Source organism: Bradyrhizobium sp. B117 (assembly GCF_038969555.1).
Classification (GTDB): domain Bacteria; phylum Pseudomonadota; class Alphaproteobacteria; order Rhizobiales; family Xanthobacteraceae; genus Bradyrhizobium.
Map to the genome: position 1 here is coordinate 7,550,778 of NZ_CP152414.1, position 25,410 is coordinate 7,576,187.

General features: G+C 60.1%; 29 protein-coding genes and 1 pseudogene. 10 read left to right on the forward strand and 20 right to left on the reverse strand.

The features are described from left to right. Positions 1-6: 6 nt before the first annotated feature. The 10 genes from AAFG16_RS36575 to AAFG16_RS36620 all read right to left on the reverse strand — a co-directional run bounded on the left by AAFG16_RS36575 (position 7) and on the right by AAFG16_RS36620 (position 7,756). Positions 7-813 (reverse strand): enoyl-CoA hydratase-related protein, encoded by an 807-nt coding sequence (locus AAFG16_RS36575; protein ID WP_342733145.1) that lies wholly within the window; start codon positions 811-813, stop codon positions 7-9. 58 nt (positions 814-871) lie between these two features. Then, positions 872-2,092 (reverse strand): acyl-CoA dehydrogenase family protein, encoded by a 1,221-nt coding sequence (locus tag AAFG16_RS36580; protein ID WP_342733147.1) that lies wholly within the window; start codon positions 2,090-2,092, stop codon positions 872-874. A 438-nt stretch (positions 2,093-2,530) separates the two neighbouring features. Further along, positions 2,531-3,340, reverse strand: a complete 810-nt coding sequence (locus AAFG16_RS36585; RefSeq protein ID WP_342741025.1) for a hypothetical protein — start codon at positions 3,338-3,340, stop codon at positions 2,531-2,533. A 197-nt stretch (positions 3,341-3,537) separates the two neighbouring features. Further along, the gene (locus tag AAFG16_RS36590) at positions 3,538-3,801 is read right to left on the reverse strand and encodes a hypothetical protein (protein WP_342733149.1); all 264 of its coding nucleotides are present in this window, start codon (positions 3,799-3,801) and stop codon (positions 3,538-3,540) included. A 221-nt stretch (positions 3,802-4,022) separates the two neighbouring features. Next, the gene (locus tag AAFG16_RS36595; RefSeq protein WP_342733150.1) at positions 4,023-5,006 is read right to left on the reverse strand and encodes an AraC family transcriptional regulator; all 984 of its coding nucleotides are present in this window, start codon (positions 5,004-5,006) and stop codon (positions 4,023-4,025) included. A 113-nt stretch (positions 5,007-5,119) separates the two neighbouring features. Beyond that, on the reverse strand, positions 5,120-5,614 hold the full coding sequence (locus AAFG16_RS36600; RefSeq protein WP_342733151.1) for a MaoC family dehydratase: 495 nt from the start codon (positions 5,612-5,614) through the stop codon (positions 5,120-5,122). A 10-nt stretch (positions 5,615-5,624) separates the two neighbouring features. Continuing rightward, complete coding sequence (locus AAFG16_RS36605; protein ID WP_342733152.1) at positions 5,625-6,107, reverse strand: hypothetical protein; 483 nt, start codon at positions 6,105-6,107, stop codon at positions 5,625-5,627. Between the two features lie 54 nt (positions 6,108-6,161). After that, positions 6,162-6,488 (reverse strand): hypothetical protein, encoded by a 327-nt coding sequence (locus tag AAFG16_RS36610; RefSeq protein WP_342733154.1) that lies wholly within the window; start codon positions 6,486-6,488, stop codon positions 6,162-6,164. Between the two features lie 47 nt (positions 6,489-6,535). Beyond that, the gene (locus AAFG16_RS36615; RefSeq protein ID WP_342733156.1) at positions 6,536-6,718 is read right to left on the reverse strand and encodes a hypothetical protein; all 183 of its coding nucleotides are present in this window, start codon (positions 6,716-6,718) and stop codon (positions 6,536-6,538) included. A 141-nt stretch (positions 6,719-6,859) separates the two neighbouring features. Next, positions 6,860-7,756: a LysR family transcriptional regulator gene (locus AAFG16_RS36620; RefSeq protein WP_342741026.1), complete on the reverse strand. Its 897-nt coding sequence runs from the start codon at positions 7,754-7,756 to the stop codon at positions 6,860-6,862. Positions 7,757-7,978: 222 nt separating this feature from the next. On the opposite strand from AAFG16_RS36620, the gene AAFG16_RS36625 reads away from it, so the two are divergent. The 8 genes from AAFG16_RS36625 to AAFG16_RS36660 all read left to right on the forward strand — a co-directional run bounded on the left by AAFG16_RS36625 (position 7,979) and on the right by AAFG16_RS36660 (position 13,857). Further along, the gene (locus AAFG16_RS36625; RefSeq protein ID WP_342733158.1) at positions 7,979-8,119 is read left to right on the forward strand and encodes a hypothetical protein; all 141 of its coding nucleotides are present in this window, start codon (positions 7,979-7,981) and stop codon (positions 8,117-8,119) included. Positions 8,120-8,384: 265 nt separating this feature from the next. After that, positions 8,385-9,347 carry an AraC family transcriptional regulator gene (locus AAFG16_RS36630; RefSeq protein ID WP_342733160.1) on the forward strand — a complete coding sequence of 321 codons (963 nt, stop codon included), beginning with the start codon at positions 8,385-8,387 and terminating at the stop codon, positions 9,345-9,347. Between the two features lie 203 nt (positions 9,348-9,550). Further along, positions 9,551-9,907, forward strand: coding sequence for a hypothetical protein (locus tag AAFG16_RS36635; protein ID WP_342733163.1), 357 nt, complete (start codon positions 9,551-9,553; stop codon positions 9,905-9,907). Positions 9,908-9,919: 12 nt separating this feature from the next. Continuing rightward, the gene (locus AAFG16_RS36640; protein WP_342733165.1) at positions 9,920-10,150 is read left to right on the forward strand and encodes a hypothetical protein; all 231 of its coding nucleotides are present in this window, start codon (positions 9,920-9,922) and stop codon (positions 10,148-10,150) included. 92 nt (positions 10,151-10,242) lie between these two features. Then, a complete protein-coding gene (locus tag AAFG16_RS36645) occupies positions 10,243-12,225 on the forward strand; it encodes an FUSC family protein (protein WP_342733167.1) in 1,983 nt (660 codons plus the stop codon). After that, entirely contained in the window at positions 12,222-12,431 is a 210-nt protein-coding gene (locus AAFG16_RS36650) for a DUF1656 domain-containing protein (protein WP_342733170.1), read from the forward strand. Before AAFG16_RS36645 ends, AAFG16_RS36650 begins: the two co-directional genes overlap by 4 nt. Beyond that, entirely contained in the window at positions 12,428-12,871 is a 444-nt protein-coding gene (locus AAFG16_RS36655) for a DUF983 domain-containing protein (protein ID WP_342733172.1), read from the forward strand. The genes AAFG16_RS36650 and AAFG16_RS36655 overlap by 4 nt, the downstream gene beginning before the upstream one ends. Then, positions 12,868-13,857 carry an HlyD family secretion protein gene (locus AAFG16_RS36660; RefSeq protein WP_342733174.1) on the forward strand — a complete coding sequence of 330 codons (990 nt, stop codon included), beginning with the start codon at positions 12,868-12,870 and terminating at the stop codon, positions 13,855-13,857. The genes AAFG16_RS36655 and AAFG16_RS36660 overlap by 4 nt, the downstream gene beginning before the upstream one ends. Before the next feature lie 485 nt (positions 13,858-14,342). Here the strand turns inward: AAFG16_RS36660 and AAFG16_RS36665 are convergent, their stop codons facing one another. The 3 genes from AAFG16_RS36665 to AAFG16_RS36675 form a co-directional block, all read right to left on the reverse strand. Continuing rightward, positions 14,343-14,621: a hypothetical protein gene (locus AAFG16_RS36665; RefSeq protein ID WP_342733176.1), complete on the reverse strand. Its 279-nt coding sequence runs from the start codon at positions 14,619-14,621 to the stop codon at positions 14,343-14,345. 308 nt (positions 14,622-14,929) lie between these two features. Next, positions 14,930-15,976 carry a transglycosylase gene (locus AAFG16_RS36670; RefSeq protein ID WP_342733178.1) on the reverse strand — a complete coding sequence of 349 codons (1,047 nt, stop codon included), beginning with the start codon at positions 15,974-15,976 and terminating at the stop codon, positions 14,930-14,932. A 298-nt stretch (positions 15,977-16,274) separates the two neighbouring features. Further along, entirely contained in the window at positions 16,275-16,805 is a 531-nt protein-coding gene (locus AAFG16_RS36675) for a hypothetical protein (RefSeq protein ID WP_342733180.1), read from the reverse strand. Positions 16,806-17,131: 326 nt separating this feature from the next. On the opposite strand from AAFG16_RS36675, the gene AAFG16_RS36680 reads away from it, so the two are divergent. Continuing rightward, positions 17,132-17,785: a recombinase family protein gene (locus tag AAFG16_RS36680; RefSeq protein ID WP_342733182.1), complete on the forward strand. Its 654-nt coding sequence runs from the start codon at positions 17,132-17,134 to the stop codon at positions 17,783-17,785. Between the two features lie 606 nt (positions 17,786-18,391). Here the strand turns inward: AAFG16_RS36680 and AAFG16_RS36685 are convergent. Beyond that, positions 18,392-20,464 carry an AAA family ATPase gene (locus AAFG16_RS36685; protein ID WP_342733184.1) on the reverse strand — a complete coding sequence of 691 codons (2,073 nt, stop codon included), beginning with the start codon at positions 20,462-20,464 and terminating at the stop codon, positions 18,392-18,394. A 50-nt stretch (positions 20,465-20,514) separates the two neighbouring features. Then, positions 20,515-20,838, reverse strand: coding sequence for a hypothetical protein (locus AAFG16_RS36690; protein ID WP_342733186.1), 324 nt, complete (start codon positions 20,836-20,838; stop codon positions 20,515-20,517). A gap of 1,015 nt (positions 20,839-21,853) precedes the next feature. On the opposite strand from AAFG16_RS36690, the gene AAFG16_RS36695 reads away from it, so the two are divergent. Then, positions 21,854-22,126 (forward strand): AlpA family phage regulatory protein, encoded by a 273-nt coding sequence (locus tag AAFG16_RS36695; protein WP_342733188.1) that lies wholly within the window; start codon positions 21,854-21,856, stop codon positions 22,124-22,126. 99 nt (positions 22,127-22,225) lie between these two features. On the opposite strand, the gene AAFG16_RS36700 is transcribed toward AAFG16_RS36695, so the two are convergent. The 5 genes and pseudogenes from AAFG16_RS36700 to AAFG16_RS36720 form a co-directional block, all read right to left on the reverse strand. Continuing rightward, positions 22,226-22,567: a hypothetical protein gene (locus AAFG16_RS36700; protein ID WP_342733190.1), complete on the reverse strand. Its 342-nt coding sequence runs from the start codon at positions 22,565-22,567 to the stop codon at positions 22,226-22,228. 162 nt (positions 22,568-22,729) lie between these two features. Then, complete coding sequence (locus AAFG16_RS36705; protein WP_342733192.1) at positions 22,730-23,884, reverse strand: hypothetical protein; 1,155 nt, start codon at positions 23,882-23,884, stop codon at positions 22,730-22,732. Between the two features lie 51 nt (positions 23,885-23,935). Beyond that, positions 23,936-24,151 (reverse strand): hypothetical protein, encoded by a 216-nt coding sequence (locus AAFG16_RS36710; RefSeq protein ID WP_342733194.1) that lies wholly within the window; start codon positions 24,149-24,151, stop codon positions 23,936-23,938. Positions 24,152-24,190: 39 nt separating this feature from the next. Beyond that, complete coding sequence (locus AAFG16_RS36715) at positions 24,191-24,712, reverse strand: hypothetical protein (RefSeq protein WP_342733196.1); 522 nt, start codon at positions 24,710-24,712, stop codon at positions 24,191-24,193. Beyond that, a pseudogene (locus AAFG16_RS36720) lies at positions 24,702-25,400 on the reverse strand (SOS response-associated peptidase family protein). Before AAFG16_RS36720 ends, AAFG16_RS36715 begins: the two are co-directional and overlap by 11 nt. Positions 25,401-25,410: the final 10 nt, after the last annotated feature.

A 25,410-nucleotide genomic window follows, 5' to 3' on the forward strand; every position in this document is an offset into this window, starting at 1 on the left:
GCAATCTCAGCGACCATGAAACTGCGGCGCGCGCTTCTCGAGGAAGGCCGACGTGCCCTCCTTCTTGTCTTCCGTGCCCGCGCACAGCCCGAAATAGGAAGCTTCGAGGACCAGGCCTTCGCTCTGGCTCGTCTCCATTCCCTTGTTGGTGGCATCCAGCGCGAACTTGACGGCGAGCGGTGCGTTGGCCGCGATCTCGTTCAGGATCGCCTCGGCGCGCTGGATCAAGTCGGATGCGGGGATGATCTCGTTGACGAGCCCGATGCGGTACGCCTCCTGCGCACTGATCAGTCCGCCTGACAGAATGAGCTGGAGCGCCCGGCCCTTGCCGACGAGACGTGGCAGCCGCTGCGTGCCGCCACCACCCGGAAGCAATCCGAGCTTCACCTCCGGCTGGCCAAACTTCGCGTGCTCCACCGCGATGCGGATGGTGCAGGCCATCGCGGTCTCGCAGCCGCCGCCGAGTGCAAAGCCGTTGATCGCCGCGACTACTGGCTTGCCGAGATTCTCAATCAGATCGAGGACCTGCTGTCCAAAGCGGCTGGACCGCTCGGCCTCGATCGCGCCCGCTTGCGCCAAACCGCTGATATCGGCGCCGGCGATGAAGGACTTGTCGCCTGCTCCCGTCAGGATGACGCCGCGCACGGTCGGGTCGCTTTTCGCATTCTCGAATGCGGTCGACAGGTCCTGCCAGGTTGCTACGTTGAGAGCGTTGAGCACCTTGGGCCGATTGACCGTTACATAGGCGATCGCGCCTCGTGTCTCGTAGAGGACATTCGCCAGCGGCGGCGCGGCAACTGCTGATGTTAACATGTTGATCGATCCTGGCTGAGGGATGGGCCGGCAGCCGAGTGCCGGCCCGTTCGTGACATCAGACGAAAGCACTGAACCCGGTGATCGCCTTGCCGACGATCAGGTTCTGCATCTGGTAGGTGCCTTCGTAGGAGTAGATCGCTTCCGTGTCGGCGAAGAAGCGCGCGACGTTGTAGTCGACCACGATCCCGTTGCCGCCCAGCACCTCGCGGGCCCAGGCGACGGTTTCCCGCGCCTTGCTCGTGCAGAACGCCTTGACGATCGCTGCCTGCGCGTCCGTAAGCTTGCCCTGCGTTTCGAGCTGCACCGCGCGGGCCAGCATGGATTGACAGGCCACGATGTTGCCCAGCATCTTCGCCAGCAGTTCCTGGATGAGCTGGAACGAGGCGATCGGCTTGCCGAACTGCAGGCGCTCCTGGGCATACTTGAGGGCGTTCTCGTAGGCGCCCATCTGCGCCCCGGTGATCTCCCAGCCGACGCCATGCCGGGTGCCGCGCAGCACCAGCGCGGGATCGCGGAACGTCCCTTTGCCTCCCTGAAGACGGTTTGCATCCGGCACGCGACAGTCGGACATCGTGATCTGGCCGTTCTGCACGACCTTCAGCGCGATCTTGTTCTCGATCTTCTCGACGCTGAACCCGGGCGTCGTCTTGTTCTCGACGATGAACCCCTTGACCTGGTTGTCGGCCACGTCGCGCGCCCAGACGATCGATATATCGCACCACGGCGCGTTGCCGATCCAGCGCTTCTGGCCGTTGAGGACCCAGGTATCGCCCTCGCGCTTCGCAGTGGTCATGAGACCTGCGCCGGTGCCCGAGCCCACCAGCGGTTCGGTCAGCGCGAAGCATCCGACCTTTTCCATGCGCGCCATCGGCGGCAACCACTTCTGCTTCTGCTCCTCGGTGCCCGCGAGGTAGATGGATTCCATGGCGAGGCCGGTGTGGACACCATGGAAGGTGCAGAACGAAACGTCGGTGCGCGCGATCTCCAGGGCGACCAGGGCGACCAGCAGCGGGCTTCCGCCGGGGCAGCCGTAGCCGTTGATGCCGAGGCCGGCGATGTTCAGTTCCTTGTAGGACGGGAGCAGCTCGAACGGGAACGTGTCATCAACCCAGTGCTTGTTGATGATGGGCGCGACCTTCGTATCCATGTAGGCGCGCACCTTCTTGACGATCGCCCTCTCCTCCTCGCTCAGCGTGTCGGCGAATTGAAAGAAGTCGGCGTTCGGCGGCGGAAGCTGTTTCGGTTCCGAAAGCTTCAGTGCAGCAGCGGTGGCCATTTCGATCTCCGTTTTGATGCGGGGCCTGCGACTGCAGCAGGCGTCTCGTTCCAGTGCATCGAACATAGGGAAGCAACTGGCTGACGGCTTTGCATCTCATGCTGTCGTTTTGTCATTTGTTGCTGGCGAGCGAGACGGCAGATGCAATGCGGGATAATGGCCGCGCCCTACTCAAGACTGTCTGACGTATGGGGGTTACAAATGCCGAAGTCGCGCGTGCTGCCCAGAGCAAGGAGCGCAAGTGTTCCAGCCCCCGTCAGGTGACGAAGCTCTTGCACCAGATGACGAGGCTGACGGAGGCAAGCACGCTTCAGCGCCCAGCGCAGGTCGAACCGCTAGCAAGTGGGATTATACGGTCTCCCGAACAACGCGACCAACGACGCGCGTATGGCGCGGAACGGGAAGCCTTTGGCAGCTCCTCAGCTAGGGTGCTACCTGCTACTCTTGCCTACGCGGAGTCATCTCCTTGCGGCTCGTAGCTTCGGCCGACTTGACAGGTTTTGCCGGCTCCGGAGAGGTCGCAACCACGCTGCTTACGAAGCGACCCTGCACCGGTTTTGGCGTCAGCTCGACCGTTGCTGTATTGGGGCCGCTTGCCTGAACAACCATATCGGTGGTGACGAGATTGGTCAGTCGCAACTCATCCCGAGACAGTTCATGCAGATCTTCCCACGGTGGTACGTTCAGCGACAGCGACAACAGATCGCCCGCGCCGCCCATATCGAAGGTGTACTTGGCGAGACGCCCGATATCGCGTTCCACGATCATCAGATCATCTGCGCTGTAGGTTGCGCCCTTGGCGTCATTGGCACGGTCGCCAAGCCAGATCTGATGTACCCGAACATGGGCACTCTCGGGCACGTAACGCGTCTTGCCCGACAGCAGAAGAAACACGCACATCGATTCGCAATAGGCTACGGGCGCCATATTGGCAGGAGCACTTTGGGCGGTATTGGTCTGGACGCTGACGCCAACGGTGGTCAGTGCACCAAGCTCGCGGAAACGCCTTCCAAGCGCGATTGAGGCGTTGACCGAACCGCCGCTGGAATCCAGCACGATGGTCGCGCCGCCGAGTTGTCGGCCATGGGCGAATTCATCAAAGTCCCTTGGACTGTCGGCGGTCACGATCCCGGCTGCACGGACCCAGCCCCGGCAATTCGGGTGACAGTCGACCCAAGTGAACTTCATCGGCAGTTTGCGGTCTTCGAGGGCGACGCCGGCATGGACCGAACCGCTCAGCACAGCCATCAATGCGATGCAAAGGAAGGCGCCAACGAGCAGCATCCATCCCCGGATTTCCGCCCAGCGAGTGCGATTATTGGCTTCGCCGGAGATGCGAATGCGCTCCGAGGATTCGACTCTTGAAATTGTCGCCAGGTTGAGGAGGAGCGAGACCGAAAGCAGGTACACGGCTATCACGAACATGATTGCATGACCTCGACCGGCTATCGGGTAGGGTTGGCCGTCCCGAGGCGGTGTACATACACTGGCGACAGCTGATGGTGTCCGGCAGACGGTGCCGCTTCAGAACCGGAGCTTTGCCAGGGTTGATGCTTGGCCCGCCATTTTGGGCCGGGACCGCGCATGTAGTGAAGTTCGGGCCGGTAGCTGTCGCGCACATCCATGATCAGATTGTGAACGACCCTGCTGAAGTCGTATGCCGTCTTGCGAACAAAACCTGACAATGCGCTTGCATCAATGATGCTCATCACAGAACTCCTCGGTCGACTTGCCGTTCGATGTCGGCGCTAGGCAATCGCTGGACGTTTCGTGCGCCTTGCTTCGTCGCGATCGACCATAGTTAAGGGACCGGGCGATTTCTTTGCGTCGCATGCTTTCGTTTTGTCATTTGTTGCTGGCCAAAGAAGACAAATGCAGATGCAATAATGGCCGCGGGTATTTCAGAGCGGTGATGACGCGACCTCCGGATTCACGCCAGCATCGGAAGAGCCTGCCTGATATCAGCCGGCGACGAATCGTGTTGCCGCGATCCAAACTCGCGGCGATATTGGCCGGGCGCCCGGCCTGTTGCTTGCCTGAATGCGCGGGTGAAACTGGCTTGGTCGGAAAAGCTGAGCGCCAGCGCAATATCCGCCAATGATCGCTCACCTTGCACCAACAAGGCTTTCGCACGGTCAAGGCGCTTGGCGCTAACGTAGCGATGAGGTGGGTGCCCGACAGCTTGCTTGAACGCACGGGCAAAGTGATATCTGCTCAGACAAGCAATGGATGCCATGAGATCGAGGGTGAGATCGCCTTCCAGGTTCGCCTCAATGTAATCCAGCACACGCTGTAGTCTGCGGCGATCAAGCGCTCCACTAGCAAAAGAGACAATGGACTTGCCGCTTGATGCCCTAATGCACTTTTGAATCAACCTCGCCGCCAGACTGGATGCAAGGCCTTCAATGAGCAAACTGCCGACAGAGGTTTCGGCCTGCAGCTCCGATGCGATTGCACATCCGATTTCGGCCAGCAGCGGATCTTCGAAAGCGCTCTCGTAGCTCAGCGCGCGGACTGCGGCCGGATCGATATTTATGTCGGAATTTCCGGGCGAGAAGTGGCTGAGTGGAAGATAAATATGTAGAATTCCCGACATATCCTCGGCGATGTCAACCGAACCTTCCTGCAAACCGGGAGGAGACAGCCAAACCGTGCCTCGCCGTGCGATGATCCGGCTCTCGACGCCTGGCGCCCGCCGGGTAACCAGCGACTCGTTGCCGCGAGTATCGACGCAAATCCTGATATCAGATTGTGGAGTTCGCCATGGGATCACCCCTTTGCGAACTGTCCCACACAGCTGGGCCGACAGGCCGGACCACCCTCGATCCGGCGCAGATGAGAAAATCCCCTCGAATCCGTAGTGCTCCAATCTAGATCGAGTTGCAGTCGCCGCCTGATCATGTCGGATGTCCAAGACACGCTCCTCGCGAGTTAGAGCTTCAACGTCGTTCCGCCCGCGATTCGGGGACCACGGTCCTGACACGAGCGGCGTCTCTCATGATGGTCTGTTTTCCAAGCTAAGCTTCCTCACGCAGCGACTTTGCGCAGAACAACGAGCTTGGCCTTCTGAATCAAAACAACGTCTCCCCGTTGGTTCATCGTCCGACTGAGCAGGACTATCGTTCCTCGGTCTGGCCGCGAGCGTGATGGCGTGACCTCAACGACTTCGCTCTCGACATGGAGCACGTCGCCGGGACGGACCGGTGCCGCCCAGCTCACCTCGCCCCCGGCGCCGACGAAGCCGCCGGCGAGCGGCGGACCGCTCTCGACGTTCAGACGCATCGTGATCGCGGCGGTGTGCCAACCGCTCGCCGCCAGGCCCTTGAAGAATGTCCGCTCGGCGGCGTGTTCGTCCGTATGAAAGGGTTGCGGATCGAACTGAAGAGCGAATGCCTTGATCTGCGCTTCGTCGAGCCTGTGCGTTCTGGTGGTGAAGCGTTGTCCGACCTGAAGGTCGTCGAGATAGAGCTGTTCTGCTGGGATTTGTCTTGCAGCCTCGCGGCTCACTTGGACCATGGTCATGTCGGCCTCCTCAGGCTGCGATGCTTGAGCGGCCTGCATTCGCGCGACCCGCCTTGTTCCGGGCTTCGATGGCCCTGACGGAGTTTTCAAACGCCTTATCCAGAACCCGCCTCCCGATCGTCCCGAGCACGAAGCCGAGCAGCCGCCCCGTCAGGTGCTTGCCGTCGCGTGTAACGACCACATCAATGTCCGTCGTGCCGTCGGGCTGACGCGTGAAGGTGTAGACGTGACCCGACGCCCCTCCCCACACGTTGGAGTCGATCGTCGTGAGGACGACGCGGGCTGGATTGGACCAGTCGTAGTGCAGGCGCTCCCAGATTCCGCCGGAGCCCTCCGTGATATCCGCATGCGAACCGCTCTGATGATGCACCTTGAGATACGCATCGCTGCTGTTGTCAAAGAGCTTCGAGCGGCCGGGCCCGAAATCGGTAAGGCCGGCGACGTATTGTTCGGGCGTCGCGGTGGTCCTCCGATGAAAGTGAATGGTGGACAATGTAGTTTCCTTTGCTGTATTCCGCTCAACGAGCGCAACCGTTCAGGTCGAGGTTCAGTTCGAGGTTGTGTTCAGTTTGCGAACGAGCACACTGTCCCCTTCCCGGCTGATCTCGATGACGCCCGCCGGTTGCGGTGTCGAGAGAAGCACGCGCTGACCAGGTGTAAGAACAGACACGACGCGGATCGGTGTTCCTGTCTCGCCCTGTGCCAGGGTGGCAACCACGCGGAATCCGTCGCGCTCGACGGTGTAGTAGGCGACCCCCGATATCGCGCCGAGGTCGATGCTCCTGGCCTCGATCGGACGCAGCCCTTCTGCCTGGGCGGCCGTGAGGGAGGCGATGCCGAATGCAGCGGCGAAAAGCGTGTTGCGGATTGACATGACGATTTCTCCTAATGGTTGACGGTCGGGCACTGCGAAGTCGTTGATCACGACAACGGTTCGCCGCCCCGATGAATCCAGGATCCGTTGACGACGATCGGTTTGCTGTCGGGCTGCCCGTTGACCGGATCGGCCGGCGGGAAGACGCTGTCGTAGATCGCGCGGGCTTCTCGTATCAGGCGGAGCCGTTCGCGCTCGGCCTTCGGGATAAATTGGATGACTTCACCCATGTTCGCCTCCAGTTCGTGCCGCCGTTTCCGGCAGGTCATGCCTGGGAGGTGGGGCGAAAGGCCTGGGTCAACAGGCCGGAAAACCGGGAGTCATCCTTCCGGATTTTGGAAGCCCGACAGCTGAGCGAGTACCGCTTCGGTTTACTCCGCGAAAACCCGCTTCAGCCGCGGTGCTGCAAAGTCCAGGAACGCTCTGACCTTGATCGGCAGAAACCGGTTGGCCGTGTAGACGAGATTAACCGGCATTGACGGTGGCTGGAATTCATCCAGCACGGTCGTCAATGCTCCCGCTTCCGGACCGGCCTCGAGTTGGTAGGCAAAGGCGATGGAAATTCCCACGCCGGCGCGGGCGGCCGTGCAAGCCGCTTCCGCGCTGCCGACGGTGAGCCGCGTACGCACCGGCGCTGCGATGGTCGCCTTGCCTTTGAGGAATGTCCAGACATCGGGGGGCGAAAAGCCGGGATAGCTGATACAATCATGCCCGGCCAAATCTTCCGGCGTGCGCGGCGTTCCGCGCGCCGCCAGATAGGCGGGACTGGCGCACACCACCCGGCGCGTCCTGCCGAGCCGCAGTGCGACCAGGCTCGAATCCGGCAACTCGCCGATGCGCACCGCGACGTCGATTTGCTCCTGGGCCAGGCTCAGCTTCTGATCGGTGGGGATCATCCTCACCTTGATGTCCGGATAGGTCTTGAGGAAGTCCGCGATGATCGGCATCAGAATGATGCGCCCAAGGCCCAATGGGGTCGTCACGGCCAGCTCGCCCGTCGGCGTGGTATACTCGCCGGACGCCGTACGCTCCGCTTCGAGCACATCAGTGAGGATGCGCTTGCAGGCCGCAACGTAGGAGGTGCCTGCATCCGTCAGCACCAGCTGCCGGCTCGATCGGTTGAAGAGCTTGGTCCGCAGGTGAGCCTCGAGCTCGGATACGTTGCGACTGACTGTTGTGAGTGGCGTTTTCAATCGCCTCGCCGCCGCCGACAAGCTGCCCTGCTCGACCACGGTCAGAAAGGTCGACATCGCTTCCAGGCGATCCATCGGATCCCCTTCCATAATTCGGGAGGACACCTCCCGATTTTGCCATATCGCCCCAGACTGCGGAAGAAGGCGTTGCTTAGAGAGAGCGGCTTGGCTGTCGAACCTTCCGCTGCCTGGAAGGACGCTTTCCACGCAGGGACCTGTCCAAAGCGGGTCCTTCAAGCGATCTCCTTGAATGATGGCATGAGAAACGCCGTCCTCAGCACCGACAAGGAGACTTCAATGACAAGGCCTCTCGAATCCTACCGGTACGAAATCCAGCACGGCGATGACGCCGACTTCATCGCCTATCAGCGCAGGTCGAGCGACGGCGTGTGGCAGACGGTTTCGGCGTGGATGATTCCGAATTCGACGGATTACTGAGTGCCGGCCGGCAGTTGCGCGGCCCACCGCCTTTCGCCCCGTTCCCCAACCCCATTCGGACGAGGCCTCAACACATTGTCCTCAGTGCAATGACGGCGCTGAAGCTGCTGTGGGACGGGGTCTCCGGCTATCTCGTGTGAGCCGATGTTGGTGATGTGTGAGCCTCGCAAACCCTAACAGCCTCTAACAATCGATAACGAGCAAATTGCGCTGCCCGTCTTAAGTTGATCTCATAGGCAATGACGAATGCGATCCGGAGGGCCGCATGCAGGTTCAATCAGTGCAGTCGGCCGCTGGCCGGTATGAAGCGTGGCCGCATCGCGGGGCATGGGAGCGGGACTGTCCCGGGCAGCTCCTGCTATCTTCGGCGAATCGGAGCTGGTTCGGCCTGTCCGCCGAACTGTGCACAGCTAGAAGAGGCGAGTTCCCGTGGAGGACCCCACACTCCGATATCAGGATCTGCGTCGCCACCCGCAGCAGCCACACGATTGTCACTCGGCAAGCGCCAGGCATCGAAAGTCAGATCATCGCCGGGCGCGGCACGGTTTGGCTTTCGCCTCCTGGTCTGCGAACCGGCTCGGTCGATTTCGATCAAGAACTGCCGGAATTCCTGCACATCTATCTACCAGTCAGCCAGTTCTCGTCGAGCAAATCCAATAACGACACCGCCAGATCCATAATCGAGACTCTACACTACGAAACGGCTTGCGAAGACCCGCTGCTGGCCGAGATCGGCTACGCCGTCGCCTCTGAGCTGAAGACCGAAACTTCCACCGGCGGCATGCTCGTCGAATCGCTCGCATCCAGTCTGGCGGCCAGGTTGCTTCAGAAGCGGACCGACGCGTCAGGCGCTCAGCCCGTTTCTTGTCGCACGCACCAGGGGCTCGATCAGCGCAGGCTCGACCGCGTGCTAGATTATATCGACGCAAACCTCGAAAGCGACCTCAGCCTCGAAAGCATCGCAACAATCGCGTGCCTGAGCAAATACCATTTTGCGCGCGCCTTTCGCCAGGCCGTAGGAGACCCTCCCCATCGCTACGTCAGTGCTAGGCGCCTCGAGCGCGCGAAAGCCTTGCTGATCCGTGGCGACCGCTCGCTGGTCGACATTGCGCTCTCGCTCCGCTTCTCCAGCCAGGCCAATTTTACCCGGGCCTTCAGGCAGGCGACCGGCCAGGCGCCTGGTCGATATCGTCAAGCAGGCGGATCTATCCACTCGCATTCTCTCTGAGCGATCTCTGGCAGTTGCTTCCGGCTCCGGTTTGAAATTGCGGTTCACGCTTCGGCGGACAGCAACAGAGGACAAGACAAGAGCACGCGATGCAAAGCCCGTGGGCCGTCGTCCGCTTATCTTCGCCGGGCTAGTCATTCACTGAAAGGCCGCTCGACGTGCCTATACGTCAATACTTCGTGTGGGTGGGAGGCGCCCTCCTCGTGTTGCTGTTTGTGGCCGACTGGCTGCTTCCGGCGCCCCCTGCCTATTCATATTCCGCGATCACTCCGAGCGAACGGGCCAATCTGCGCATCCGTTCGGACCAAAAATGGCCGGAGCGGGTGGTGTTCGACACCGCTCACCCGCCAGTGACGCACATTGCCGAGTCTGGCCTCGAGCCGGACCTCGTGCACGAGGACCTTATCCAGGCCGCGCGGCGCAGCCCACACGATGCGTTCGCTGCAGTGGAAGAAGCTGCGGCCGCCGCTCCGACAGCAAGAAATGAAAATGCATCGGCAATCCGCGCAAAGCCGCAGCAGCCCAGAACTCGTATGACGAGTGCAGCCAAGATCCATTGATCGAGAGCCGACATGAAAGACGCTCTGTGCCTGGCGGTGTTCGCTGGCAAAATCCTGTGCCTCATGATGTTCGTCGCGTTTCTGAAACCGGACTTCGTCGGCGTCGTCGAGACGTCGACGACGCCCGTCGACTGCAGGATGAATCGCTCGGGATTGCAGGAATGCGTTTCGAACGGATTAGCAACAGCTTCGCTGGCCGACGCGAAGTCCTGCATCGCACATCGACTCCTCGCTCACTGCTGACGCAACGGTCCGCCGACGCCATGACCCAATCTGCCTCATTCCGGGACCGACATACCGCCGTGGTATTCGCGCTGCGGACCTTCGCAGCGGCTATGCTGGCATTCTCGATCGCGCTGCTGCTGGACATGCCGCGTCCCTATTGGGCAATGGCGTCGGTCTACATCACTTCGAACCTGTTCACGGGCGCCACCAACTCCAAGGCCGTCTATCGCATTCTGGGCACGCTGATTGGCGGGGCAGGAACGATCGCGCTGGTCCCGAACCTCGTTAATGCGCCGGAGCTGCTCAGCCTGTGCATCGCGCTGTGGGTCGGCATCTTTCTATATCTGTCGCTGATCGACGGCACACCACGCAGCTACGTCTTCCTGCTGGCCGCCTATACCGTGGCCCTGCTCGGATTCCCCATCGTCTCGACGCCGCAGTCGACCTTCGACATCGTGGTTTCCCGCGTGCAGGAGATCATGCTCGGAATCGTCTGCGCGAGCGTCGTCGCGATGCTCGTGCTACCGCGCAGCGTCGCCTCCGCAGTCGCCGCACAAACCGATGCATGGCTCGCCGGCGCGCGCCGGCTTGCCGCGGACGTCCTGACGGGCCGTGGCAGCGATCAGGAGCGTGACAGCGAACGCATGCGTCTTGCCGCTGCGGCCTCCGAAATCGACCAGCTTGGGCGCCATCTCGGCTATGAGGCGACCACTTCTGCAAATACCGGGCGAGCGCTGCAGCGCCTCCGGCAGCATATGCTCTCGCTGCTTCCGCTGCTCGGATCGATCGAAGACCGCAAGCTGCCTCTCAGCTGGCATGAGGAGGCGGCTGCACGCGTTGCCTGCATGTGCACAAAGACAGCGGCATGGCTCGAAGCGGGCGGGCGCGATGGACAGGAAGCAAGCGCGCTGCGCACAGCACTCGATGAAATCCGCCCGGTGCTGGACGTAGATGCCGACTGGACCGACATTGCGATCTCCGGTCTCGTGGTCCGGCTGCGCAACCTTGTCAACGTCATGCAGGATTGCCAGCTGCTGCGCGAGGCTGTCTCCGAGGGGCGCAATCCCGAATCGCTTCCTCTCGTCTTCTCTCATGGCGCCGCGACGGTTGCCCTCCCGCATCGCGACCACTGGTCTGCGCTCCTGGCGGCCGGCTCCGTAGCCCTTGCGGTGCTTTGCTGCAGTTGCTTCTCCATTGCGACCGGCTGGTCGGACGGGGTTGCCGCCCCGCTCTTCGCCGCCGTCGTCGGCAGCGTTCTGGCCGGCGTGGACGATCCGCTTCCGGCGTTCCGCAATTTCTACGGCGTCTTCCTCATCGTTATCGCCGTTCATGGCATTTACCTGTTTGGCGTGTTGCCGCGGATTACGACTCTCGAGATGCTCATCGTCGCTTTGATGCCGACTTTCGTGCTGTTCGGATGGATGGCTGCGCGGCCCTTGACCGCACGCCTCGGCGCCATACTCGCCATCTATCTCTCGGTGCAACTGGCCTTGACTGAGACCTATTCGGCCGACTTTACCTCCTATGCCAACTCCAGCATTGCGCTGATGCTGGGCGTGGCGCTGACCGGCTTGACTTGCGGCATCGTTCGCCTGGTCGGGGCTGACTGGATCGCTAGACGGTTGCTGCGAAGCAATTGGGCCACGCTTGCGTCAGTCGCCGAGCGCACGTCCGATCAGGATCCTTTCGCGCTTGCCAGTCTCATGCAGCATCGCCTTGCCCTGCTTGCCGCGCGTATCACCGTCGTTCCTGCCGATGCAAAGAGCGGCGCCGCCAATCTTCGGCAGCTTCGGACGGCGCTCAACATTCTTGGCGTGAGGCGAGCGAGCCTCGGCCTGTCACGCCGCACAAGAGCGGCAACCGAAGCGTTCTTCGCTCGTCTCGCTCCGATTTGCAGGACCTACGCGGCGGGGCCACTCCCCGATGACCTAGTGGGGCAGCTCGACAGCACAATTGCATTGACGTTGCAGGAACCCAGGAGCGAAGCCCGCGATCACGTGCTGGTCGGTCTCACCGGCGTTCGTTCCGGGCTCTTTCCGGAGTCGCCGGCCTATCAACCTCAGCAAAGCGAACCTGGGACGATCGCCGCATGAGATACGAACTCGACCTTTTCGGCGTGCTCGTTCCGACGCTCCTGCTCTGGAGCGTCGTTGCCTACGTGCTTGGGCGCCTCGCCAGCAAGCTGATTGCCCGGATCGGTCTCTATCGATGGATCTGGCATCCCGCACTGTTCGATTTCGCGCTTTTCATCTGCCTCGTCACCGGTCTGGTCCTCGGCTCCACGGAGTTATTCTCATGACGGCACCCGTTTCGCTTCAGAAAGCCTTATGGCGCGGGTTCACGATGAAGTGCCCGAACTGCGGTCAGGGCCATTTGTTCGGCCGCTTTCTCAAGGTGGTCGACAACTGCGAGGTCTGCGGCGAAGATTACACGCCGCAACGCGCTGACGACCTTCCGGCCTATCTCGTGATCGCCATCGTCGGCCACCTCGTCGTGCCGGCGCTTCTTGCCGTCGAGATCGCCTATTCACCTCCGGCCTGGCTTCAATTGCTGATCTGGCTCCCCGTCACCGGGCTTTCCGCACTCTTTCTGCTGCAGCCCGTGAAGGGGACAATCGTCGGCCTGCAATGGCAGACCGGCATGCACGACTTCGAGGCCACCAAGCGCCGGCGGGATCGAGAGACCTCCGATCGCGTCACGCCCGTTCCCCACCTCGCCTCAAAGGAGTTGGTGTCATGAAAACCGTCGTGAATTCGCTCCGTCGCTTTGGGCTGACCGGTGCCGTTGTGTTGGTCGCACTTTGGGCCGGCTACAAGCTGTGGGATTACTACTTTGATGCGCCCTGGACCCGCGACGGACACGTACGGGCCGACGTGGTGCCCGTGGCCCCCGACGTTGCCGGCTTTGTAAGCGAGGTTCTGGTTCGGGACAATCAGCAAGTCCAAAAGGGCGACGTGCTCTTCCGGATCGACCGGGCGCGCTATGAGATCGCGCTCAAGCAAGCAGAGGCGGTACTGGAAGGCAAGCGCTCCATGCTCGACAATGCCAATGCCGATCTGAAGCGCTACAGTGCGCTGACGCCCGGCGTCGTGGTGTCGACGCAGCGGATGGACCAGGTCGTCGCCATCCAAGGCTCGGCCCAGGCGGCCTATGACCAGGCCGTCGCCGACGTTGCCCTCGCGAAGCTCAACATCGAACGCAGCGAGGTGCGGGCTTCGGTCAGCGGCATCGTTACCAACAACGAGCTGCGTCCTGGCGCCTATCTCGCCCCCGGAAAGGGCGTGATGGCGCTCCTCGACAGCGACACGCTGCACATCCAGGGCTACTTTGAAGAAACCAAGCTGCGGCGCATCCACGTCGGCGATCCCGTCAGCGTGCGGCTAATGGGAAGCAGCGGCGCGTTGCTCGGCAAGGTCGAGAGCGTTGCAGCTGGTATCGAGGATCGCGATCGCAGCAACGGCTCGACCCTGCTTGCCAACGTCAACCCGACCTTCAACTGGGTGCGGCTGGCGCAACGTGTGCCGGTCCGAATCACGCTGGACGGCACCGACCGAAACGAACTCGTTGCGGGGGCCACCGCGACCGTCGAGGTCCTTGAACCGGCTCGGCGCGGCCACTCCGAGGAAGCTGGCGTCGGGATGGACGATGCAATGGCATCGGCGCATTCGGCCTCTCACCATGCAGAGCACAATAGGTTCGACTCGCTGCGCCCGGGCTCCTTCTAAAGGGTCAGCTTCATGAACATCCTGATCGCACTTCTGGCCTCAATGAGCGCGGCTATTTTTGCGGTCCATACCGTCGACGCGCTCCGCACCCCCGGCACGCGAACGCCCGCAGCACGGCTATAGCATCGAGGCCGAGTACTGCGAGAAGACCGGCAAGGGCACGCCTTCGCTCGAGTTCGCGTCTGCCACCATTCGTAGATGATTATTCCCCACCGCCACAATTGGTTCGCGGTTCACCCCGCAAAAACCAGCTTCGGCCCGGAGAAGGATTTTTCCAAAAGCGAACATGCCGCGAACGGCAGATGCAGATTGATTAATTGCTGTTGCTTGGCTCTCGCGAGCATCTATTGCGGCATTCTAGGTTGGCGACCAGCCGAACCAATCAGTCCATGCCGGCCCTCTCCCGCGCCTACCAACGGATCGTGACATTGGACATGATCCAGTCCTTCAGTTTTCGGAAGCGAGTTTGATACCGCCGCTTCAACCTACTTGATCGTCGCGTGGACCGTGATTATCGACGTACCGGACGCCTTCGGCCCCTTGCCCGTTGCCTTAATGACAAAGGTATCGGTCCCTTTATATCTCGCCTTCGTGCTATATTCGTAAGTTGCTGCGTTGAGCTTCTTCAGCTTGCCGTGCACAGGCTTCAACGAGATCTCCGAGCTACTAGCAGCGCCGCGTACCGTGATCGGGAAAACGCAACTGCCCCCAGACGTGACGCTGATGTCAGCGGTCGAGTTCTCACCCCAATCTGCCAGTTCCATTGATCTCGAACATTCCGAAGCTGCCAGCGCCACAGAAATGCAAGTTGAGCCGGAAGCCCCCAGGATAAGCGCTGGAACAGCAAGGATAGACAACCGCATCCCGCGCCTCCCCAAATAGTGTGAACCACTGCCCGTCGCGTTGGCGTGTACTCAGAAATTAACAGGTGGGCCAGCGATTAATCCGCGTGTGCCTCGGTAGCGGCCTAAAAGCTGGCCTGCCGGGACGTCCATTCCATAAGCGGACTTGGTCTACCCAGCTGGGTCTGCTTCTCCATGGCGGCTAAAGGCAATGCAAGCCGACAACGGAACTATTGGCTTGCCGCCCCAGCGGCGGTCGCCACATTTTTCGTATAGAACTCGGCGACCCGGCCGCGCCACATGCCGACGAACGCCTCTGACGTCACGTTGTCCACCGACTTCCAGGTGCGTTTGTAGGCCGGAAGTGCATTGCCCCAAATCGCGCGTTTGCACCATCTCTCGCCCTTCTCCTTGCCTTCGCTGGTGGCGCACATGGACTTCCAGGCGATGCGACCGGGCCGGCTGATGTGCTGAGCGGCGCCTTCCCAGCCCTGCTGGTGGATCAGGTAAAGATCGCTCATGTCCGGCGCCCGGTGCGTGATCCACTCGAACTGGACGCCTTCGGTAATGATTTTGTAGGCGGCCGCTACGGCATTGTCCCGCGGGCTGCGAATCTGTCCGAAGCCGAACTTCCCGAACTCATACTGGCTCAGCTGAAAAAGGCCGATATACGATCCGGTGCGCTGATTAGGGTTGAAACCGGATTCGATCTTGGCAACCGCCATCATGAAATTGAAATCGAGACCAAACGCGTCGGAGGCGCGCTTGATCTCTTCGGCCGGCGTTCCGAGCGGGATGTCCTTGAATGCACGCAAGACGGTCTCCGCCGGTTTCTCGGCGGGCGGCACTTCGGACCAGATGTAATAGGTCAGATAGCGGAAATCCGGCGTCGACGCCGCTTTGGGCGTATCGTCCGGCGCATCGCGCGCTGCCGGCAGCGACTGGACGATATCCTCTCCCAACGACGCCAATTTTGGCGCGGCGGGAGCATCGGTGATTTCGGCTCCGGTGCTCAACGGCACGGAACCTGATGACGTCACCGAGCCAAGCTCTGCTCTTTCCGCCTGAAGAGCTGCCGCAAGCCTGGCGGATGCCTCAGCGTAAAGCGCGGGCGTCACGATGTTCGCAGGAGCCGTCATGTTCGCGGGAGCCGCTATGTTCGCTGCAGCTTCCGGCATGACATCCGGCACCGTCGCGCCCGGTCTGTTACCCGCGGCCAGATAAAGTCCCAACGATGCGATCGCAGCCGCGAGGCAGCTGGACTGCCAAACCTTCATTGCCCGAAGTCCTCGGGTGACTTCCTCACAAATGGTGTTCGCATGGTCCTGCCGCCTGTGGGGTGACCCCTCTTCGTAAAATCTTAAGGTTTAAATGTGGTGAACGAGAACGCACTCTCTGCCTCGCCAATCATCGGATGTGGCCCGATTTAGGTCATAAGCGGCCATGGCGAGAGACGCTGGTGGGTCGCTATGGGTCAGAAACTGCCTTCAATACCTTGCACTGGCTTGGTCGGCTCACCTCTCAGAAGCGGACGTCGGGTTCATTCGCGGGCTTTCGAGCAGCCTTCCCTACCCCTCACGGATCAGCGTTGATCACCGTGAACCTGCCCATCGCGCGCCGTCTAGACTGCCAAGCCTCCGCGTCAGACTTCCGACGCATGTGAAGTTGGCGCTCCGGCGTGAGCACGAAGACATCATCGCCCCAATCTTCACCAACCGCACAGAGGCCGACAGCGGCCTGACGCATAAGTTGCGGTGTCAGCAATCTGGGCAAGGCTATCCGATAGCAAGTACCATCGTGGATAAAGAAACCGAGGCGGACCATGAGCCCGAACTCGCGGCTGAACATCCCGCAGCCATCTGCGTAGAGCTCGAGCGCCGCAGCACAACTTTGTCCCTTCAACTCATCGAGGGTTTCGCGAGCGAAGGCCTCCAGATCCGGAATGCCGTCTGCATCGAGCAGATCCACGCGATCATGGAACTCTCTGTCCACTTGCGCGCCCGACCATAGAGCTTCGGCCTCAATCGCCTTGGCGAGCCAAGCCGCTTCAAACTCGGGTTTTTCTCTCGGCATCTCTAAGAGGACGTGCGTGGCAGAAAGCGACATTTTTGGCTCTCTCATCAGATCCCTCTGGAGGGTAGGAAAACTGTGCTTGCGCCTCGCTATCCTGCAGACTATCGCAGCAAAATGCTAAGCGAAATGCCTCGCCAAGTCGGAGGCAGAAAAATTTTGCCGCGCGGTGTTGCGAACGTTCTTGTTGCCTCGTTTGGGGGGCGCCAGGGGGCGGTCGTCGGCCAGCAGCCCTGCCCACACCGACACTGCTTCGCGGATTCAGTCCTCTTCGATGCTTCCACTCCCTTTCACACGCGACTCTTGCGGAGATTCACGTCTTGTAACATACTGACGTTCGTTTGCATGTTACGAGAATGACGATGTTGCAGCCGATTGTCGCCTATTATCGAGTATCGCGCGAGAAGCAAGGTCGATCGGGGCTCGGTCTCGATGGCCAGCGGCGCCTCATCTCGTCCTTCGCCGCCAATGAGGCCATGGAAATCGCAGGTGAGTTCACGGAGGTCGAGACCGGCAAAGGAGCAGATGCGCTAGACCGGCGTCCACAGCTTGCGGCGGCCTTGCGTAAAGCCAAGCAGCTCAAGTGCCCGGTCGTTGTGGCCAAGTTGGATAGGCTTTCCCGCGATGTGGCCTTCATCGCTGGTTTGATGGCAAAAAGAGTGCCGTTCATCGTTTCGGAGTTAGGCAAGGGCGTTGATCCCTTCATGTTGCACATCTACGCGGCCGTGGCAGAGAAAGAACGCAACGTCATCGCGGAACGGACCCGCCTCGCCCTTGCGGAGGCCAGGCATCGCGGCAAGCGGCTTGGCAATCAACGACAGGCCGACATCAACAAAGCCGCTGCAGCGACTCGGGACGCCCGTATAGAGCCCATCCTGAAGGAGATGTGGGAGTTGCCCTACCGTGAGATTGCACAGGAGCTGACCGAGCGAGGCATTCCTTCGCCCCGAGGCGGCGCGTGGAATGCGATGACGGTGATGCGCGTCATGAAGCGGCTTGGGATCGACGGCGACTGACCCTGCATCGCAAGCGGCTTTGGCCGCTCGTCATTGCGCCGCGTCGCTTACCCCTCCTCATTGCAGAGGCATACCTTTGGCAGGCCGCTTTCTTTTGGTGAACATTTTCCGAGAGAGTACGTATTTCGCCTCCCTGTTTCTTTTGATGATCTGCAGCCCACGGCCACCATGCTTGAGGCACGTCGGTACACCTTTCAGAGCGATGTTGCGACAGCGCTGGCCCGTACATCGCGCGATAGCTTCGCAAAGACGCCTGTTCGCACGTCGAGGCTTGATGGCGGACTGCACCCTCGAAGCTCTCCATGCTGCATTGCCACTTCCCGGGCTCCTCCCCATCGCGGCATCCTCTGGATCAGGCTAAGACCCAGAGGAGTTGGTGCCACGAGGTTTGATCCGCAAGAGTCACGTCTGTGGGACCGATGAAGAGAGGTAGGCCCATTGCTTTCAGTCCCGGCCCGTCCAGTGACCTTCCGACCTGCTGGTCAGCGCATTTGCGCATTTGGTGCTCCTGTGGGGAAAAGCCAAAGCGCGCCCCTTTGCGCTTTTGCTTTTCCCTTAGGGCACCGGTTAATAACGCGCAGACTTGGTTGCGCGTTTGCTGCGCCATTAGATTTGGTCAAATGAGCAGGTCGTTCCGGGCCGCTTGGCGTCGTCAACGTAGAGGCCCGTCGCGGACTTTCTGGCCACCTCATTGTAATACTCGCACTCGATCAGCACCCCCGTTTTGAGCCAAGTCTGGATCATCTCTCGGGCCTGCTCCTCAGTTTTCTCGGGAGCAGCCCTACAAATGACCTTCCACGCCGCCCTCGCCCGTGCATTGGGCGCCGCGCTGTAGAGGGTCTTATCCGGCATGCCATCATTGATCTCGGTTAGGATGCGATTGAGAAGGGCATTATCCATGCCCGCCCAGGTCTCGGGCGGCGTCCATAGCTCTACAGTCTGAACTTCATCCCCGTTTGGGTAGAGATCGCTTCCATTGGCCAGATTGACACCGACCAGCTTGAACCATGTCGCCGGGCCACTTGTAGGCGCCGTATTGACCTTGGCACGATCAAGCCGAATGTAACGGCGGCGTTCATTTACAGGGATGCCGAATGTCTGTGCATCCAACTCCCCCATCACCGTCAGCGTGTAGGTGAGCCTCGCAGCGTCGATTAGGGCACTCGCACCCCGACCTCGGTGGGCATCGCCGGGTTTGTCACTGCCTTTGGATGTATGATGCGGCACGTCAACGGCGATGTTATAGCCAATAGCAAGATCTGTTAGGGCCTGAGCCACATCATCTATGGCGCTATTAGAGTTCTTCTCCACCCCATGCGTCTTCACCAAGGGATCGATAATTACGCAGTCGATCGCGTTGGTCCTGATCGCCGCTTCAAGGTTGGCCTTGAGCTGCCCGTCTTCGGTTTGGCCGCGAGCGTTCATGATCTTCAATTTTCCTGCCTGCCGCCCTGGAGCTGCCAAATATAGCCAACCTTCGACTTCTGACGGTTGAATGTTGTAGTGCAACCGCGCGGCCAGCACGCGACGACGCAGCTCTTCGCGATCGTCCTCGAGGCTAACGATCAGCACGCGGCAGCGCTGAAACACATGTTCACCGGTCAAAGGGCGGCCCGTAGCGAGTGCTAATCCCTGAGCGACACGCAATGCCGTTTTGCCGGTCCCACCGTCGGCAAGCACCGAGCTTACGTACTTGCGACAGAAACTGTTGCCGAGCAGCCACTCGCGCGGCGGCGGCGGCATGACATCCTTCCCCGCGTTCCATTCGCCTAGCCCAACCGATTTCTCGCCGGTCTCCGTATCGGCGTGCTCACGGTACTTCTCCGCACTCTGAACAAGGCGGGGGATTTCATCGTATCGAGCCCGCCACCTCTCATCACGCGGCGCGGACGACGCATGCATTAGTGCGCGCAACTGGTTGCATACGGCGCCCGAAGTGGCACCAGCGCGGATCATTTTGGCGGCCAAATTGCGCAAGGCGTCGTGCAGGCCACAACCCGATAGGATGTCCCGGAACAGACTCTGCCAATCGGACGCTCCGTCAGCATCCACATCTCCACCACTCGGCTTCGGGCGCGGTGCCACCCGCTCGTAACCAAAATCGCGGACCAACAGATCTGCGCTGTCGTTCACGAGCTGGCGCGCCTCGCCCTCGGCCAGACATGGCAATTCGTCTCGTCGGATGTCGCCTGGCTGCCCTCCAAACCATAAGTAGGGCCTGTTTGTTTCAGGATGGCTGCCAAAGCAGAGAACCTGCTGACCGTCCGCTAACAGTTCGATCTTTTCAGCCGTCCCGCCATTCGGGGCGATCAATTTTGCCTCGATCTTTTTGAACGGCCGCTCTGTACGAAACGGAATTGCGCGCTTCGGAGCACGTCCTATGCGAACGAGTACGCGCCCCCTGTCCTCATATCGTTTGCGCACTAGGTCCTCGACCGCTTCAGCCGCCTCTTCGTTGAGGATGTCAATGTCGAGGGTGGGAGCAAGAGAAGTTAAGATGCCAGTACTGCGCGCACTTGGATAAATTTGATCCCACAGCATGATCTCGTCGACATTGACGTCATGCTTTGTCTCCCATTTTTCCATCGGCGGTCGCTTGCCAACAATCGGCAGCGGCGAGAAGCCAGCAGTGCGTAGCTTCTTCCGGACCTCTGAGGGCAATAAGATTGCTTCTGCCATCTCTAGCGCCGTAAAAAGCCCCCGGCAGCTTCGACTACCGGGGGCAAGCATCAGAACGGGACGCGATCCTTGTCGATCTCCGGCGGCGAAATCGGCCTCACGAGCACGCTCTGTTGCGCCTGCTTTTCAAAAGTCGTCTCGCCGGCATAAAGCTCCACGATCTTTCCGATCCAATTGTCGGACTCCCAACCGTAGGCCCGAGCTAATGTCCGGGCGTTGGTCTTGTTGAGCGAAAACAGGTCCCCGCTCTCGAACTCAAGGACCTTGGAGTCAAAGTTGCCATCTTCAATCGCCGTGATCTTTTCCCTGCGCGGCGCGTCCACAACATCAGGGTACTTGATATACGACGGGCCGATGTAGTCGCGCATATCCATGATATTCCTCCTTTCCGTCATCAGACTCCTCCCCCGCTCGCCCGGCGGCAGATGGGGGATATGAAAACCTTCTGTGCATTTTTTCTGGGAAGATGAGCGGTCGGCGCATCTTGTACGCCTTGGCTCGACGCCAACATTGCTTGAGCTTCAGCCGCAACGGACAGCCAAACCGGCTCGATGATAGCCACGCGTGAGGAGCCCGGCTTGAGCGCACCCACGAGTTTAAGCGGCTGACGAACCGGCTATGCCGGCTGATCGGAATAGTCTTGCTGCGGTCCGGCCCCACGCTGCGAGCATGACCGATCCCTGGACGCCGGAGTTGCACGTCCGGTCCTTTCCTAGCCTCTTGGCCAATTTGCGGACCGGGTGTAAAAGGCGGGTCGTTTCCGTTTCGCCGCCAATTTCCGGTCGGTTGAGAAGATGGCGCCGCCCCAGACGGGGCGGCGTTCTCTTATGCGGCAGTCTGCTCTTCGACTTCCCCACTTGGACGTTCGCGTCGATCCGCAGCGATGAGCGCTGCTTTCTCTTCTCGCTTGGCGATCCACTCATTCACGGCTTCATCCGCGATCCGAATGCCCGTGCGACCGAGTACCATCTCGCGCGGCCCCCACCCCTCACGCTTTGCCCGTTCGTACGTGGATCTCGAAATGCCGACGGAAGAGCAGAACTCATCGACGGTCCACGATGCGCGCGGCACCGGATTGCGTCGGCTATTCTCTTCGCGCGATAGACACGCCATGACATCCTCCTCTTGTTGATAGCGAGCGCCTTCACTCGCCTTGTCGACGAACAGTGTGCGCTCGACTTTCGCACATGAAAAGAAATTTTTCTGAAAAGCGGCAGCTTACTTTTGGTTAGCTTCAAACTCTATAAATTCAAAAAACCGCTGCCGCACAGGCACTTCTTCAATAGGTTTCTTTAGGTTAGTCCCAAACTCGTGATCCGGGGGGCGCTCGACTTGAATTTGCATCGCGCTATCGTGGGCGAGCTGTTTCAAGGAGCATCGAGGTGACGCATGGTGACCACCTCCAAACGAAGCGATGGTCGTGAACTCCGGCCCATGCTCACTGAACAAATGGTTCTTGAGCTTGTCCCGATCTCACGCACCACGCTTTTCCGACTCGAGCGCGCCGGCAAATTCCCGCGCTCGGTCTACGTCAGCCCCAACAGGCGATTTTGGTTTCGCGACCAGGTCATCGCGTGGCAGACCGCCATCAACGACAACGACGAGCGCAATCTAAAGCGCGGACGCGGTAAGGGACGACGGCGGCGCAGTGACAGATTTTGAGTTCTGCCGCGCGCGAGACCGGACGGGCCGAGCATCGTTACCTGAATGAGGGGCAGACTTCGTCGATCATGCGAAGAAGAAAACGCGCCTGGGGGAGCGTCACGAGCCTCGCATGCCAACATCAATCAGCCGATCTAATTCGACCTCATCCAAATCGTCGTGACGCTCGAGTTGCTTTGCAACACGGCGGATCGCAGACCACCATCGCTCCACGGGCGCCGCCGTTTCCCCTAAAAGCCGCCAGTACTCTTCGTCCATTCGGCGACGGGTGTCCGGATCAAGCTCGAGGGAAACAGTCGGGTCCGGTACCAATTTTCGAGCCTTTAGGGCTACAATGCGATAGACATGGCTCCTCGCATTGGTCGTGTCCTCGTCTCCGTCTTCGAACAGCGAACACTCGGAGTTCTGGGAGATCGTGTCGGTTCGCAGCTCATGAGGCACTGGGGCTCCAGCATCAACGCGATGGCCGGGAGTATAGGTGAGCTGGTGAAGTGGACTGTCAGGGACACAGAGACCGAAGGTCCTCGCTTCGTGACGTATCGACCGTTCGACGCCAATGCCCTCTTGCCGCCGCGACGGTCGAGCGACAGGTTCAATGCGCGCCTAAGCCTTCTTGGCCTTCTTTGTTCGGGCTGGATAGCGGTCAATCCGCTTGGCGGTGTCAGGGTCAAACGAGCCATATTGGTGAAGATGTCGGGGTATCTCCAGACGGCGCATGAAACCATAAAATGGTCCGTTGGCTGCTGAAAAGGGAGCGTAGACGTGTACACCTTCGAAAAGATCGTCGCCAACCTCGTCGATCGCAACTATGTCTCGCAACCTGATAGCGCCGAAAATTTTGAGCCACGCTCGGTTTCTCTCCGGCAACTCATCCCACACTGCACGCGCCATTTGCTCCAGTTTATCCAAACGCGCATCCTCAACGCGCCAATGATGATGGCGGCGCATGGCTGGTACGGCGTCGGCAGCATCCCATTCCCCCGTATCGGGATCGAGGAATGCAAAAAACCAAGAGATGTCCATTTCGAGGCCGTAGTGGCTTAGGGCTTCAGGTCTATAGACTCCCCATTTGGTTGGCCGTTCGCCTTCTTTGACGCTGGGATATTCATCGGCCGACGGATCGCGGACAAGCACATCGGCGGAGCTTAGGAGGATCGTCTTTTTTAGCTTCCGCTTTGTGGCAATCTCTGCTCGTATCTGCGTGGCTTGGCTACGGCGGCGGATGGTCAGGGAAATGCCGAAGTAAGCAAACAGCAGATTGTCGTTTTTGGGCTGGTATAACTGGTCCTCTAATTCGCCTTTGCCCCAGATCACCGCCTCAGTGATACCTTTATCCCGACACCAAGCATAAAAGGCATCGCGGGAAGCTTTGGAGAAATCGCAAGCGGCAGCAAAGATGATCCCGTGCAGCGTTTCCTCCGACGTGAGGTTGATTTGACCAAGGTAGCCTTTGAGCTTGGCCGGGCTGATAGTCCGCTCCCTTTTGCACTGGATCAGCCATAACTGATCCGGTGCGCCATCGGCCGCCGTCTCATCGTAGGGTTCATCCTGTTCCGTCTCAGCGATCGCCTCCGGCGCTCCGACAATCTCCAGGCCGCGCGCATCGAAACCATCATCTGAGCCAGATCGGCCGGTCGCCTCAAGTCGCCGCCACGGGCGAAATTCATAGACAAGCTGCCGCACCAAATCCTCAAACCGCTTGGGTTCGAGGTCGGTGAACGGAAGGGGGTTAAATGTGCGGGTCGGAGTTGCGTTCATGGGGGGATAAGGCTCATCGGTCAGGCTAGCGGCCTTCTAATCGCAGTGACCCTATTTCGGCTTGACGAAGCACAAGGTCTGCTCAGACGGACGATTGTCGATTATACAGCCGTTCGCCGTCGCGAAGGCTAAAGCCGAGCCTCTAGCACGGTCGTCTGGTTCGCCGGGTGGAAATAGTTCGGCAAAAGTGTCGTGGTGAATGCAGCACGCCGCTCCCGGTGCCAGAGCTTTGAGTTCGGCTTCTAGATCCGGCAGTGTAAAGGCCATCGATGATCCTCCAATAAGGGCAGGTGCAGGGACATCGCGTTAGCCGATGGCATAACGCTTGAAGAACTCAACCCAATAGTCACGAGCCCGACTGAATAGGCCAATATCGGAGTAGTGGTGATCGCCGTCTAGGACAAACGCGCCGTGACCGGGCACCACATGGCTCTGACCGTCCTTAGAAACATATAGATGCACGGCGGCGGATCTGTATGTCGAGATTTCTTCGTCAATGTGATCGCGGAGGACAAAATGTTTCGAGCCGTTGGCCAGTTGCTGGCAAATCGCGAGTTCGCGGCTTTGGTCTCGGAGGAGCGCGGCTAGGGGCTCAGAATTCGAAGCGCTTGGCTTCGGACTTTCTTTTCGAAACCGCTTTCTTAAGCCGTTGGATGCGGAGTTCCAAGTCCAGTCGCAGAGGCTCCAAGCAGTGACCGCGCAGTTGAAGGCGCGATAAGATGCGATAGCCTCTTGATCCATCGGCTGACCCAACTGCATGATTTCCCAATTCAGCTTCAACAGAAGGTCAGACGGCCCATCAAGTCCGAAGCGCTTCCTATCCGGCATCTAACTTCCCTGCTCTGCGCTCTATGACTGCTGCCATGCAATCTTCCTTGTCAGCACCGCGAGCGACGATCCTCAACTCGTTATCCGGCAGGGGTCGCTGCAGGTCTCTCGCTTCATCCACGGCGCACGTATCCAGAGATCGCGCTCCTCGTCAGTAGTTAGGATCAACGGCATCGCCTTCGGATGTATAGGCTCGACTACTGTGTTCGGGCTGGTCGTCAGGAAGCCGTAGACCTGATGCGGCCCCCGGCACCGGCCTAGACTTCGTGCCGCGATCACCATTGAAGATCGTCCAGATGCCAGCGAAGGCGAACAGCGGCCGGTTCTTGTTCAGCGCGAACCAGACTACGTCCTTCTTCTTCGTCTCAGGGTTCGGCTCCGGCGCGTACTCGGCGAAGCTGTTGGCCGGGACCAGGCAGCGGTTTTCCGGCTTCAGCCAACCTCGCCAGTGCGGCGACGACGTGTTGCGGATGTTGGTGACCGGAGGGCCACCTGTGCGCGGTGGCGGCGGCATGCCCCAGCGCATCAGCAGCATCTCGCTCCCGGTATCGGTGTTGCGGATCACCGGAGCCGGATAGTCTGGAAACACACCCGGCATCGGTGCGAGGTTGCCGACGTAGCGGTTGACTACGCGAAACAGGTTGATGATCGCGGCTTGGTTCGTCGTGATGCTGTAGAGGTTGCACATATGGGCGACG

Coding starts and splice junctions, on each gene's coding strand:
- AAFG16_RS36575 (WP_342733145.1), bottom strand. CDS start 813: ATGTTAACATCAGCAGTTGCCGCGCCGCCGCTGGCGAATGTCCTCTAC.
- AAFG16_RS36580 (WP_342733147.1), bottom strand. CDS start 2,092: ATGGCCACCGCTGCTGCACTGAAGCTTTCGGAACCGAAACAGCTTCCG.
- AAFG16_RS36585 (WP_342741025.1), bottom strand. CDS start 3,340: ATGGCTGTGCTGAGCGGTTCGGTCCATGCCGGCGTCGCCCTCGAAGAC.
- AAFG16_RS36590 (WP_342733149.1), bottom strand. CDS start 3,801: ATGAGCATCATTGATGCAAGCGCATTGTCAGGTTTTGTTCGCAAGACG.
- AAFG16_RS36600 (WP_342733151.1), bottom strand. CDS start 5,614: ATGACCATGGTCCAAGTGAGCCGCGAGGCTGCAAGACAAATCCCAGCA.
- AAFG16_RS36610 (WP_342733154.1), bottom strand. CDS start 6,488: ATGTCAATCCGCAACACGCTTTTCGCCGCTGCATTCGGCATCGCCTCC.
- AAFG16_RS36615 (WP_342733156.1), bottom strand. CDS start 6,718: ATGGGTGAAGTCATCCAATTTATCCCGAAGGCCGAGCGCGAACGGCTC.
- AAFG16_RS36620 (WP_342741026.1), bottom strand. CDS start 7,756: ATGGATCGCCTGGAAGCGATGTCGACCTTTCTGACCGTGGTCGAGCAG.
- AAFG16_RS36625 (WP_342733158.1), top strand. CDS start 7,979: ATGACAAGGCCTCTCGAATCCTACCGGTACGAAATCCAGCACGGCGAT.
- AAFG16_RS36630 (WP_342733160.1), top strand. CDS start 8,385: ATGCAGGTTCAATCAGTGCAGTCGGCCGCTGGCCGGTATGAAGCGTGG.
- AAFG16_RS36640 (WP_342733165.1), top strand. CDS start 9,920: ATGAAAGACGCTCTGTGCCTGGCGGTGTTCGCTGGCAAAATCCTGTGC.
- AAFG16_RS36645 (WP_342733167.1), top strand. CDS start 10,243: ATGCTGGCATTCTCGATCGCGCTGCTGCTGGACATGCCGCGTCCCTAT.
- AAFG16_RS36650 (WP_342733170.1), top strand. CDS start 12,222: ATGAGATACGAACTCGACCTTTTCGGCGTGCTCGTTCCGACGCTCCTG.
- AAFG16_RS36655 (WP_342733172.1), top strand. CDS start 12,428: ATGACGGCACCCGTTTCGCTTCAGAAAGCCTTATGGCGCGGGTTCACG.
- AAFG16_RS36660 (WP_342733174.1), top strand. CDS start 12,868: ATGAAAACCGTCGTGAATTCGCTCCGTCGCTTTGGGCTGACCGGTGCC.
- AAFG16_RS36665 (WP_342733176.1), bottom strand. CDS start 14,621: ATGGAACTGGCAGATTGGGGTGAGAACTCGACCGCTGACATCAGCGTC.
- AAFG16_RS36670 (WP_342733178.1), bottom strand. CDS start 15,976: ATGAAGGTTTGGCAGTCCAGCTGCCTCGCGGCTGCGATCGCATCGTTG.
- AAFG16_RS36675 (WP_342733180.1), bottom strand. CDS start 16,805: ATGTCGCTTTCTGCCACGCACGTCCTCTTAGAGATGCCGAGAGAAAAA.
- AAFG16_RS36680 (WP_342733182.1), top strand. CDS start 17,132: ATGTTGCAGCCGATTGTCGCCTATTATCGAGTATCGCGCGAGAAGCAA.
- AAFG16_RS36685 (WP_342733184.1), bottom strand. CDS start 20,464: ATGGCAGAAGCAATCTTATTGCCCTCAGAGGTCCGGAAGAAGCTACGC.
- AAFG16_RS36690 (WP_342733186.1), bottom strand. CDS start 20,838: ATGGATATGCGCGACTACATCGGCCCGTCGTATATCAAGTACCCTGAT.
- AAFG16_RS36695 (WP_342733188.1), top strand. CDS start 21,854: ATGGTGACCACCTCCAAACGAAGCGATGGTCGTGAACTCCGGCCCATG.
- AAFG16_RS36705 (WP_342733192.1), bottom strand. CDS start 23,884: ATGAACGCAACTCCGACCCGCACATTTAACCCCCTTCCGTTCACCGAC.
- AAFG16_RS36710 (WP_342733194.1), bottom strand. CDS start 24,151: ATGGCCTTTACACTGCCGGATCTAGAAGCCGAACTCAAAGCTCTGGCA.
- AAFG16_RS36715 (WP_342733196.1), bottom strand. CDS start 24,712: ATGCCGGATAGGAAGCGCTTCGGACTTGATGGGCCGTCTGACCTTCTG.